Genomic DNA, 11618 nt, shown 5'->3' with positions numbered 1-11618 from the left:
CGAGCAAAGCCTGACAAGAAAGGCACTCGCGCTCAGTTCGGTACGCCTCTCTCTGCGCCAGCAACACGTTGTTTTTCAACAATATCGGCTCAAACCGGTCATTCGCTGCAACTTGTTTGAACGTCTGCTTTGCGGGACTTTGCTGCCGTTAGCCTCTGGTGCACCAATGGCAGCTATCTCCGGATTGCGACTGGAGCGAAGTTCAGTAAAAGCTGGCCTCCGGGCTTTCACCGCGCGGCATCATAGTGTCCGCCGCGCAAGTTGCCGCGTGACAAGTCCGCTGTGATTTCGCGCTATTCCCAGCTGACTTAATCAGCCAATGCTGAGCTTTTTTCCAGCAACCAACCCGTAAATGTGTCGACTGCAGCTTTTCTGGATGCTCTTCGAGGGGTTGCCACTGAATACCAGACGCAACGAATTTGCCGATCGTCCAACCGGACCAGCATACCGGATTTCATTTCCTTGGCGCAAAGAATGTCATCGGCCAGTACAATGCCTTCTTCATCCACGGCAGCGTCAATGGCCAACGAAAGATCTGAATAGACTCGCCCCTGCTGCCATCGCGTTTTGCCGGGCTCGTGCTCGACAAACCAGTTGTGCCAGATCTCCCGACCATTGTCATGGATCAGAGGAGCTTCCTGCCAGTCGATTTGACCATCTTGCGAAAGCAACCTGTCACGCACCCCTGGTGCGCATGCTGGGTAGCCATCTATCGGGAACAGGCGATGGCGCTTCACACCAGTAGCCGGAAGTCGTGTTTCGAAGTGAATGATCAGGTCAGCATGGCCCTCGCCAAGCTGGGGTGGTTGCCAGGCCGGCCGCAGGTCTATGTCGATCTTTGGGAAAAGGTCGCAAAACTCGGTGATACGCTTGCGCAGCCACAAAGAGGCCAGCGCCGGTTCTGCACTGATGGTCAAAATGCTCTTTTGTGTCGCCCTGAGAAGATCGCTGCACGCGTCGCTCAGGGTCTGAATCCCACCCGAGATGCGCGGAAGCAGCGCACGCCCATCTTCACTGAGCAAAATCCGGTTGCCGGAACGGGTGAACAGTTCCGTACCGAACCACGCTTCGAGGTTTTTCACATGCTGGCTGACAACCGAATGGCTGACGTTCAGCTCATCCGCCGCCCTGGAAATACTTTGATGGCGTGCGGCGGCCTCGAAGGCGCGTAATGCGTTCAGGTGGCGGAGCGACGTTGTCATTGTCGCAGCGTAGCGAAAACAGACGCTCAGGGCCAGTTTTTCCTGTTTTTCGATCACGAATTCGCTCGTTACCGTTTGGACAGCCTTCACAACCACCAGGACAGACAGGACGCTTCATGGCCCAGCCGCAGGCAAAACCCGATGCAGATCTTTCCCTTCAGGTGCAGGACCTGCACAAATCCTACGGGAAGGTCGAGGTCCTGAAAGGGGTTTCGCTGGAAGCACGATAGGGCGACGTCATCTCCATGTTGGGGTCTTCCGGGTCTGGGAAGAGCACGTTTCTGCGCTGTCTTAACCTTCTGGAAACTCCGAACTCGGGCACCGTCACGGTGCATGGCGAAGACATCAAGATGGCGACGGATCGCCATGGGGTATTCAAGCCATCTGACGCCAAGCAGGTCGAGCGCATTCGCGCGCGTTTGGCCATGGTGTTCCAGTCCTTCAACCTTTGGTCACACATGACCGTTCTGGAAAACGTGATCGCCGGGCCAATTCACGTTCTGAAGCAACCACGTGCGGAAGCCATCGAAAAGGCGAAGGCGGTGCTTGAACGTGTCGGAATGTACGATCGGCGCGACTACTACCCATCGCACATTTCCGGTGGGCAGCAGCAACGTGCCGCCATCGCCCGGGCCCTCGCGATGGAGCCAGAGGTCATGCTGTTTGACGAGCCGACCTCGGCGCTGGATCCGGAGTTGGTGGGAGAGGTCCTAAAGGTGATCCGGTCGCTCGCCGACGAAGGGCGCACCATGATCGTCGTCACACACGAGATGGGCTTTGCCCGCGATGTATCGTCCGAGGTCATCTTCCTTCATCAGGGGCTGGTCGAGGAACACGGCGCGCCCGATCAAATGTTCACAAATCCCATCTCAGCACGTTTCAAGGAATTCCTGTCGAATACCAGGAACTAACCACGGGTCATGCCACGCGTCCAATCGGGCAGGCCCGCATCACTCAACTCAGGGAGTAGACAACATGAAACTCAAGAAGACGCTGATTGCCTCCGTTGTCAGCGCCGTGGCGCTGTTTGGCGGGCAGGCCATGGCCGACACGCTTCGCATTGGTGTGGAAGGTGCCTATGCGCCATTTTCTATGAAAGAAGCCGACGGCACGCTGTCGGGTTTTGACATCGACATCGCAAATGCTTTGTGCGCCGAGCTCAAGCGTGAATGTGAACTGGTCGAGCAGGAATGGGACGGCATGATCCCCGCCCTGATCGCCAACAAGTACGACGCCATCGTCGCGTCGATGTCCATCACCGAGGACCGCAAGAAAAAAGTCGACTTTACCGAGAAGTACTATGCCACCCCAACGCGCTTCATCGCCATGGAAGGCGCAACTTTCGAACTCACCCGTGAAGGGACCAAGGGCGTGAAGATCGGTCTTCTGCGTGGCACAACCATGCAGTGCTATGTCGAGAAACATTTCCCCGACGCCGACATCAAGCTCTACAACACCCAGGAAGATGTGTTCGCCGATCTGGTCGCCGGGCGTCTGGACATGCAGATCAACAATACGCTGCAAGCCATTGACGGTTTCCTGAACACGCCGCAAGGCAAGGGTTTCGCTTTTCTTGGCGACGACCTTGATGACGTGGGCTGTCTGGGTGAAGGCACCGGTATCGCCGTGCGCAAAGGCGATCCGCTGGCGGGCGAGTTGAGCGCCGCGATCAAGGCCATTCGTGCAAACGGAACCTACCAGGCGATCAACGACAAGTATTTCGACATCGATATCTACGGCAAATGATCCTGTAGGATCACCCGTTGCAGCAGGGGCCCGTTCCCCAGTCCCTGCTGCATTTCACTTCAAAAAACTTGAAACGGACAGAGACTCATGGGCCTGATTTTCGAATATCGGCAAATCCTGATCGAAGGGACAATTGTTACGATCTCGCTCGCTGTTCTGTCCCTGCTTCTGTCGGTGGGTTTCGGATTGTTGGGGGCTTTCGCCAAGCTTTCACCATCTCGTGGCCTGCGGCGTATCGGCAATCTTTATACTACCTTTGTCCGCAGCGTGCCCGAGCTGGTTCTGATGATGCTGATCTTTTACGGCGGCCAGGCGCTGCTCAACGATATCGGCCAGGCTACCGGCCTTTGGGGGTATGTCGACGTCAACCAGTTTATTGCCGGGGTCCTGACGCTTGGGTTCATCTTCGGTGCTTACATGGCCGAAACCTTTCGCGGCGCTATCCTGGCCATTCCGCGCGGCCAGATCGAGGCCGCCCTGTCGGTGGGCATGAGCGCGCGGCAAGTCTTCACTCTGGTCACATGGCCACAAATGGTGCGGTATGCACTGCCGAGTTTCACGAACAACTGGTTGGTGCTGGTCAAGGCGACCGCCCTTGTGTCGGTGATCGGGCTGCATGACCTCGTCTGGAATGCCTTTTCGGCAGGCCGGTCCAACCACGCGCTGTTCACCTTCATGTTCGCGGTCCTGGTCATCTACCTGATCATCACGGCTGTTTCCGACGGCGCACTTCGCTGGGTCGACCGCAAATACAGCGTCGGCGAGAGAAAGGCCTGAAGCCATGGAACCCGAACGCACTTTCCTTGAATATCTGCGCGATATTAGCGAAACCACGGCACCGCTGGACTTCATGCTGATCTTCGTCAACCTGGACAGGTTCGTCGAAGGCGCATGGGTCACACTACAGCTGACGTTCCTTGCGCTGCTGCTGGGCGGGCTGATCGCCGTTCCGCTGGCCATTGCCCGGGCTTACAAGAAACCTGTTCTGAACCCGATCATCTGGGGCTACACCTATGCGTTTCGCGGCACACCTTTGCTGGTGCAGACCTACCTGTTCTATTTCGGACTGGGCCAGTTCGAAGCGGTTCGCAACAGCTTTCTCTGGTCTCCGATCCTGAGCGATCCGTGGTGGTGCGTGCTGATCGCCTTCACGCTCAACACGGCCGCCTACACGACCGAATTCCTGCGCGGCGCCATCGAAACCACACCGCGCGGCGAGATCGAGGCGGCAAAGGCCACCGGCATGTCCCCCTGGACCCGGATGCGGCTGGTGGTGTTGCCAAGCGCCTTTCGCCGCGCCTTGCCCGCCTATTCCAACGAGGTGATCTTCACGCTGCACGGCTCTGTCATTGCCAGCACCGTGACGTTGCAAGACCTGCTTGGCGTGGGACGCTGGCTGAACGGACGCTACTACCTTGCCTACGAAGGCTTCGTAACGGCCATGCTGTTCTACATGGCCATTGTCTTCCTGATCTCGCTGGCCTTCAGATATGCCGAAAAACGCTACCTCAGGCATTTGCGCCCCCGCGAAACGGAAAAATCGCCGCGCCCCGCGCTCGCCTGAAGACGCAGCCCAACCAAACCCAAACAGCCAACAGCTCTGTCGAAAGGGATACTCATGGCCGACACCAACTCCAAGAAACGTGACTTGATCGAAGGCCGTGCCGCGCTGATTGTCATCGACATTCAGAAATCAACCTTCGCCCCGATCCCCGACGACGAGCGCTCGATCGCGCACATGCCCGAATATGCAGATCGCATGGCGCGTTCGAAGGTCGCCATCGACAAGGCCCGTGAAGTGGGTATCCCGGTGATCTTCATCCAGGAAATACACCGTGCGGATCTGGTGGATTTTGGGCGAGAGCTGGACGGAGACGAGTCAATTCATTGCCTCGATAGCAACCCGCTCACTGCTTTCGCTGAAGAAGAGCTTGGCATGCGCCCCGATGACTATCGGATTTCCAAGCGCCGTTATTCCGCTTTCTATGGCACCGATCTGGAAATCCTCTTGCGCGGCCTCAAAGCTGAGACATTGATCCTTGTCGGTGGCCTGACAGATGTTTGTGTGCACTACACCTTTGTCGATGCGCATCAGGGCGACTATTTCTGCCGGGTGATCGAGGATTGCGTGGCAGGCTCCAGTCTTGCAGCGCATCAGGCGTCGCTCAATGCGATGGAGTACCTGCAACATGGCGCGATCCGCTCTATTGACGAGGTTCTGGCCGCCATGACTGCACAAGCCTGATCCCCCCATGCACAGCACACAGAACATCGCCGCGGCGGGTCTGGCGCTCGCCGCGTCGGCGATCCTCAGCTTCATCGACAATTTCGTGGCTTCCGTCGCAGAAGAAGCCGGACTGTGGCAGTTTCAGCTGTTCCGCACCCTGTTCGCACTTCCCTTCCTGTTAGTCGTCGGCCGGATGACTGGCCGCTCGATCCGCCCGGTGAACCTCTGGGGCCTGATCGGTCGCAGCCTGGCTGTTTCCGTCGGGCTTTTGATCTATTTCGCCTCGCTTGGTGCCTTGCCCGTTGCCCAGGCTGGCGCGGGTCTGTTCAGCGCTCCGCTTTGGGTGGCGCTGTTGACGGTCTTTCTGTTCCGCCAACCCCTCGGGGTCACTGGCGTGTTCGCTGTGGTGCTGGGTTTTGCCGGTGCGCTGATGCTGCTCCAACCCGATTTCCAGACCCTGACGGTCCTGTCGTTCATGCCGCTGGCCGCCGGTTTCTTCTACGGGCTCGGCATGATGCTGACCCGCCATTGGTGCGCCGACGAAAGCCCCGTCACTCTAGCCATCGGCATCTTCCTGACCATCGGTTTGGCCGGTTTCCTCATGTTGGGGCTTGTCACGATCTGGCCGGGAGACGCTTTCATCTCCGCCCCCTGGACCACCCCATCGGCGCGCTTCCTGTGGCTCACCCTGTTCCAGGCCGCCGGCGCCGTCATCGCCGTGGCCCTGATTGCCCAAGCCTACCGTATCGGCACCCCTGCCGTGGTGGCCGTGTTCGAATACTCCTTCCTGATTTTCGCCAGCCTCTGGGCCTTCCTGCTCTGGGGTACCGCAACCAACCTTCTCGCATGGGCCGGGATCACGGTCATCCTGATTTCAGGTCTGCTCATGGCGATGACTCAAAAGAGGGCCAAAGATGCCACTGCTGCCATCTGATCTTGCTTTTGTGCCGTTCGTTTCAGTCGAACACATGATGGGCCTCGTCCATCACCTCGGCATCGAGCGAATGCTTCGCGATCTCGCCGATGAGATTGAAGCCGATTTCAAACGCTGGGAACTGTTCGACAAAACACCCCGTGTGGCCAGCCATTCGGACGTCGGCGTGATCGAACTGATGCCGACTTCGGATGGTGAGATGTACGGGTTCAAATATGTCAACGGCCACCCCAAGAATACGAAGGACGGTTTGCAGACAGTCACCGCCTTCGGCCTTCTGGCGGATGTGGACACAGGCTATCCCAAACTTCTCTCCGAAATGACCCTGCTGACCGCCTTGCGCACCGCCGCTACTTCGGCGATGGCAGCGCGCCATCTTGCGCCGAAGGGTGCCACAACCATGGCGATGATCGGCAACGGCGCCCAATCGGAATTCCAGTGCCTCGCTTTCAAGGCGATCTGCGGTATCGACACCGTGCGCCTGTATGACATCGACGCGGCGGCGACGGAAAAGGCCGCGCGCAACCTGGCGGCCAGCGGTCTGAAAGTCGTGACGTGCAAATCGGGTGAAGATGCCATGGAAGGTGCGCAGATCATCACCACCTGCACGGCGGACAAGCAATATGCCACAATCCTGACCGACAACATGATTGGGCCGGGCGTGCACATCAATGCCATCGGCGGTGATTGTCCGGGAAAGACCGAGCTGCACCGCGACATCCTGCTGCGCTCTGAAATCTTCGTGGAATATCCCCAGCAGACCTGGATCGAAGGCGAAATCCAGCAGTTGGAACAAGACCACCCGATCACCGAGCTTTGGCGTGTTATCACCGGCGAGGCGCAGGGCCGCCGGGATGACAAGCAGATCACACTGTTCGACAGTGTCGGCTTTGCGATCGAAGATTTTTCCGCTTTGCGCTATATCCACAAGGCGGTTCAGGGCACCGGATATTTCACAAAGCTCGACATGCTTGCCGATCCAGATGATCCACGCGATTTGTTCGGCATGCTGAACAGATCGAAAGCTTGAGGTATGGAAATGACCGCACGGCAGCTCCTGGAGCGGCTTGTCGCTTTTCCGACAGTCAGCGATCAAAGCAATCTGGAGCTTGTGAATTTTGTTGAAACCTACCTGCAAAGCCATGGGATAACCCCGACAAAAGTCATGAATCCGCAAGGAGACAAGGCCGCCCTTTACGCCAATATCGGACCTGAAACTGCTGGTGGCGTCGTTCTTTCGGGGCACACCGACGTGGTTCCGGTCAAGCGACAGGATTGGCGCAGCGACCCGTTCACATTGACCGAGCGCGATGGCCGCCTTTTTGGGCGCGGCACATGCGATATGAAAGGGTTCGACGCGCTTGCGCTGGCAGCAGTTCCGCTGGCTTTGCGTAAACCGTTGCAGCGCCCCCTTCAGATTGCCCTCAGCTATGACGAAGAAACCGGGATGACCGGTGCGCCGCCGATGATCGACCACATGCTGTCTCACGGGATGCCAAAAGCAGGCGCGGTAATCGTTGGCGAGCCGTCGATGATGAGGGTCGTGACTGGCCACAAAGGCGGGTTCGGATACCAAGTGCATGTGCGCGGACACGAGGTACATTCCTCGATGATGCATGAAGGGGTCAGCGCCGTGATGATGGCGGCAGAACTGGTGAGTTGGGCCAACAAGATGAACCACCAATGCGCGCAGATAGAGCCGAGCGCGCTTGCGGCTGATTTCGTCCCACCCTACACGACAATCCATGTCGGTACGATCTCGGGAGGGACCGCCCACAATATCACCGCCCGCGATTGCCGGTTTGAAATCGACTTTCGCGTCGTGCCGGGAGAAGACCATTCTGACTGGCAACGCCGGTTTCTCGACGCGGTTGCGGCGTTGGAACGACAGATGCAGGCCATTCATCCCGATGCCCGCATTATTGCCGAACAGGATTTCGGAGTCGCCGGTCTGGCACCTGAAACGAACGGCGATGCAGAAAAGCTGGCGCGACGTCTGACCGGGGACAATGCCACGCATGTGGTCAGCTACGCCACCGAAGGTGGCCTGTTTCAGGAACGTGGGTTATCAACGGTCATCTGCGGCCCCGGAGACATCGCCCAGGCCCATCAGCCAGATGAATTCATATCACTCGACCAATTCCGTAAGGGTGAGATCTTCATGGAACGGCTGGTCGAAACGCTGTGCGTCTGATGCCACAAGAGTAGATGCCCTGATGCCCTGGATCATATTGTTCGTTGCCGGCCTGTTCGAAACCGGGTGGGCCGTCGGGTTGAAATACACGGAAGGGTTCACCCGAGTGGGCCCAACCGTGCTGACGGTGGTGTCGATGGCCATCAGCCTGGGCCTTCTGGGCCTTGCACTGCGCAGCATCCCACTGGGCACCGGCTACGCCGTCTGGACAGGTATAGGCACAGTGGGCACGGTCTTGTTTGGCATTATCTTCTTTTCAGAACCCGCGACGCTCGCGCGTCTCGCCTGTGTCGGCCTGATCCTCGCCGGGATCGTTGGACTGAAAATCGTTGGCACTTCTTGAAAACCAAAGGAAATCCGATGCCTAAAATTAGACGCTCTCACATCGGCGATCGCATGAGCCAGATCGTGATCCATGGCAACACTATCTATTTGGCCGGGCAGGTTGGCACGGCCAATGCCAGCGTGACACGGCAGACGCAGGAATGTCTCCGAAGCATCGACACCCTGCTGGCTGAGGTCGGTTCAGACAAATCCCACATTCTCCAGACAACGATCTGGTTGGCCGACATGAAAGACTTTGGTGAAATGAACGCCGTTTGGGACGCGTGGGTTCCAAACGGCCATGCACCGGCCCGCGCCTGCGGAGAGGCCCGGTTGGCCACTGACGCTTACAAAGTAGAGATGATCGTGATCGCGGCTTTGCCGGAAACCGGAGAGGCAGGCTGATTTCTGGCATGGAAGTAGCCTTATGTGGCAGCCCAGAAGGCGGGACAGGTCCGGCTCTATGCTGGGCAATGTCAGCTAAGCGTGCTTCGCAGTAATTCGAGGCTTGCACGACATTCGGTAAAGTGGGCTCTATCCGGACCTTCCTCGCGCGATGGGCCAAGTTGCGGTGTGCGGACAAACCTGCCATCCGCTTTTTCACTACTCAGGTGAATAGGGCTCCAAAACTCCAAATGGCACAGGCGTCTCCTCTTCGAGAGTTTGCTGGAACTCCGCAATCTTGCCGAAGATCACTGGCAACACCCAAGTTGCTTCGCTCTGAATCGGATATTCCTCTTTGGGATCGGTGATGAGGTTGTGCACACGAGGCACGTTGAGCGGACGTGGCTCGCTGTTCATGTTCTCAAGTTCCACCAGATGCAGCTTCCAATTCCGCCACTTGTAACCATAGACATCATCGTTGTTGTAAATGATGAAGCCTTCGCGGTTCGAATTGTCTTGTTCACCAAGGAAGAAACCCAACTGGTCTACACCGTCAATAATACGGTCTTGGGGCAGGTCGTACCCAGCTACGCTGCCCAATGTCGGCAACATATCCACGAGGTGTACGATCTCGTTGCTTTTGATGCCTGCATCAATTTTTCCGGGCCAACGGATCAGGAAGGGAACTCTTAGAGATCCTTCCCAGGCTGTAAAATACGCACCCCTCCATGGTCCTGCGGTGCCATGCCACGGTTCGAAATACTCGGGCCCATTGTCACTCAACCAGATCACGACAGTATTGTCTTTTACCCCCAACTCACTGATTGCATCGAGGATTTGCCCTGAACGAAAGTCGATCTCCGCCAACACATCTGCGTAGTGACCATTACCTGTGAACCCGTCGAAGTCGGGATGAGGCAAGGTTGGAAGGTGCGGTTGCGTAAAGGGCACAAAGGCGAAAAACGGCGTTTCGCTCGCCACAGATCGTTGAATGAAGTCAATCGTGCGTTCTGTCAGTTCACCGTCAATCGTGCGTCGGGTTTCTACAGTGTAGGCTTTGACATCGCGGGGAGCCTCATCGCGCTTCGCTTCTTGGATCATCGGTTGACCACTGACTGATGCATCGAACTGAAACTGGGAGGAGTACTCGGACTCATCCGTCGTATTTGCCACGCCATACCACTCGTCAAATCCTTGATCCGTCGGGAAGCGTCCGGGCAAATCGCCAAGGTGCCACTTTCCGAACATTCCCGTGGCATAGCCAGCCTCTGAGAAAAGCTCAGCCATGGTCACTTCCCAGTTGACCATACCGTAGGGGACGCCCCAAACGACTTTGGTCGTTGCTGATCGGATTGGTCTGCGTCCCGTCATGAGCGCCGAGCGACTAGGGGTGCATTGAGGTTCGACATTGAAGTTCAAAAGCTGCATACCCTCCGAGGAAAATTCATCCAGCCGTGGCGTTTCGGCCCCGCGCAAGGCACCTCCGCCATAGGCTCCAAGTTCGCCCCATCCCAGATTGTCGACCATCATAATGACAACATTGGGTTTTTCGCTCTGTGCCGAGGCGAAGCCAACAAATTGCAGTGTCGTAGCTAGTAATAAGGCAACTGTGCGGATGGTTGCGATCATCTAGTAGTCCTCCGCCGTGGTACTGAGGGTCGGTGCTCTAGAGTGTTACCGGACCCAATTGCTTTTCGCTTGGTGTGATTGCCCAAGTGTAGGACAATTGTCCTAAAATATGCAATCATTGCCTTACTTATGATAATCTCGCTATCAGGTGACTATGACGACAAAGATAGAAGACTATGTTCCCGACGACGTAATTGTCATGTTGCGTGAACTTGTCGTTCAACGCCCCGTTCCTTTGTCCGCAGATGATCTGTCTGGCAGTGCAAGTACCAAAAGGCGCATTCTTGACGCCGCATTTTTGCTCTTTATTGAAGCCCGGATTGATGATTTCACGATGCGCAATCTCGCGAACCGTATCGACATGCGTGTCGGCAATCTGACGTATCACTACAAGAAGAAATCCAAACTTCTCGAGGCGCTTGCTCAGGATCGGCTGGCGACCTATGCGGAAGAAATTCTCGCCACATTGCAACTGAGCGTGCCTTCGCCACGGCGGGCACTTGATAGAATTGTCTCATTATTGGTTCAGGACTTACGACGACCTGAGATTGCTTTCTTCCCGCAACTCTGGGCACTCGCCTTGTTCGATCCTGTTGCTGAAAGATTGATGGACCAAATACACGAACTGGAGCGACGGGTCTTTGCTGGGCTCGTGAGGACGTGCAGGCCCGATTGGTCCGGCGTGCAATGCGATGCATTCTCGCTTCATATCACCGCAGCGATAGAAGGACTGACACTGTTCATCGGGCGGAACAAGAAAACCAAAGGGGTCTACGCTTCGCCGGACGAAGAAATCCATCGGGTTATGAAACACATTCTCGAGGCACAGAAATTGGGGCTTTCTTGAGCTGAAAAGGACTTCTCGAAAAGTCTGCCAATTGCACTTTGGGCTCTGAGCGGCCGCTACGGTCAATCATGAGAGACGTCCGGTATGAGATGGCGGACGACTGCGGCCGTCCGCCAAGGCCTCAGATGTCG

12 protein-coding genes and 1 pseudogene are annotated in these 11618 nt (G+C 56.8%); 11 read left to right on the top strand and 2 right to left on the bottom strand.

All coding sequences use genetic code 11. From position 1 onward, the window contains the following. Positions 1 to 308: 308 nt before the first annotated feature. Positions 309 to 1202 carry a LysR family transcriptional regulator gene (locus tag ACR0ID_RS19965; RefSeq protein WP_480608269.1) on the bottom strand — a complete coding sequence of 298 codons (894 nt, stop codon included), beginning with the start codon at positions 1200 to 1202 and terminating at the stop codon, positions 309 to 311. A gap of 116 nt (positions 1203 to 1318) precedes the next feature. Here ACR0ID_RS19965 and ACR0ID_RS19960 point away from each other — a divergent pair. The 10 genes and pseudogenes from ACR0ID_RS19960 (at position 1319) to ACR0ID_RS19915 (ending at position 9032) form a co-directional block, all read left to right on the top strand. Continuing rightward, a pseudogene (locus ACR0ID_RS19960) lies at positions 1319 to 2113 on the top strand (ABC transporter ATP-binding protein). A gap of 64 nt (positions 2114 to 2177) precedes the next feature. Then, positions 2178 to 2948 (top strand): ABC transporter substrate-binding protein, encoded by a 771-nt coding sequence (locus tag ACR0ID_RS19955; protein ID WP_480608266.1) that lies wholly within the window; start codon positions 2178 to 2180, stop codon positions 2946 to 2948. Between the two features lie 87 nt (positions 2949 to 3035). Continuing rightward, entirely contained in the window at positions 3036 to 3725 is a 690-nt protein-coding gene (locus ACR0ID_RS19950; protein WP_480608263.1) for an ABC transporter permease, read from the top strand. Positions 3726 to 3729: 4 nt separating this feature from the next. Continuing rightward, the gene (locus tag ACR0ID_RS19945; protein ID WP_480608260.1) at positions 3730 to 4512 is read left to right on the top strand and encodes an ABC transporter permease; all 783 of its coding nucleotides are present in this window, start codon (positions 3730 to 3732) and stop codon (positions 4510 to 4512) included. A 54-nt stretch (positions 4513 to 4566) separates the two neighbouring features. Next, entirely contained in the window at positions 4567 to 5193 is a 627-nt protein-coding gene (locus ACR0ID_RS19940) for a cysteine hydrolase family protein (protein ID WP_480608258.1), read from the top strand. A gap of 7 nt (positions 5194 to 5200) precedes the next feature. Next, positions 5201 to 6109 (top strand): DMT family transporter, encoded by a 909-nt coding sequence (locus tag ACR0ID_RS19935; RefSeq protein WP_480608255.1) that lies wholly within the window; start codon positions 5201 to 5203, stop codon positions 6107 to 6109. Continuing rightward, positions 6090 to 7139 carry an ornithine cyclodeaminase gene (locus ACR0ID_RS19930; protein WP_480608252.1) on the top strand — a complete coding sequence of 350 codons (1050 nt, stop codon included), beginning with the start codon at positions 6090 to 6092 and terminating at the stop codon, positions 7137 to 7139. The genes ACR0ID_RS19935 and ACR0ID_RS19930 overlap by 20 nt, the downstream gene beginning before the upstream one ends. Positions 7140 to 7148: 9 nt before the next feature. Beyond that, positions 7149 to 8303, top strand: coding sequence for an acetylornithine deacetylase (gene argE, locus ACR0ID_RS19925; protein ID WP_480608250.1), 1155 nt, complete (start codon positions 7149 to 7151; stop codon positions 8301 to 8303). Between the two features lie 22 nt (positions 8304 to 8325). Next, a complete protein-coding gene (gene sugE / locus ACR0ID_RS19920) occupies positions 8326 to 8646 on the top strand; it encodes a quaternary ammonium compound efflux SMR transporter SugE (protein WP_480608248.1) in 321 nt (106 codons plus the stop codon). Positions 8647 to 8663: 17 nt separating this feature from the next. Continuing rightward, a complete protein-coding gene (locus ACR0ID_RS19915) occupies positions 8664 to 9032 on the top strand; it encodes a RidA family protein (RefSeq protein ID WP_480608246.1) in 369 nt (122 codons plus the stop codon). Positions 9033 to 9230: 198 nt separating this feature from the next. Here ACR0ID_RS19915 and ACR0ID_RS19910 read toward each other — a convergent pair whose 3' ends face one another. Beyond that, complete coding sequence (locus ACR0ID_RS19910; protein WP_480474016.1) at positions 9231 to 10640, bottom strand: arylsulfatase; 1410 nt, start codon at positions 10638 to 10640, stop codon at positions 9231 to 9233. A gap of 154 nt (positions 10641 to 10794) precedes the next feature. On the opposite strand from ACR0ID_RS19910, the gene ACR0ID_RS19905 reads away from it, so the two are divergent. Further along, entirely contained in the window at positions 10795 to 11487 is a 693-nt protein-coding gene (locus ACR0ID_RS19905; RefSeq protein ID WP_480608244.1) for a TetR/AcrR family transcriptional regulator, read from the top strand. Positions 11488 to 11618 lie beyond the last annotated feature (131 nt).

It is taken from the genome of Ruegeria sp. AL2 (genome assembly GCF_056540845.1).
Note: the sequence above shows the minus strand (reverse complement) of the source record. Positions and strands in the feature narration are given on the sequence as shown.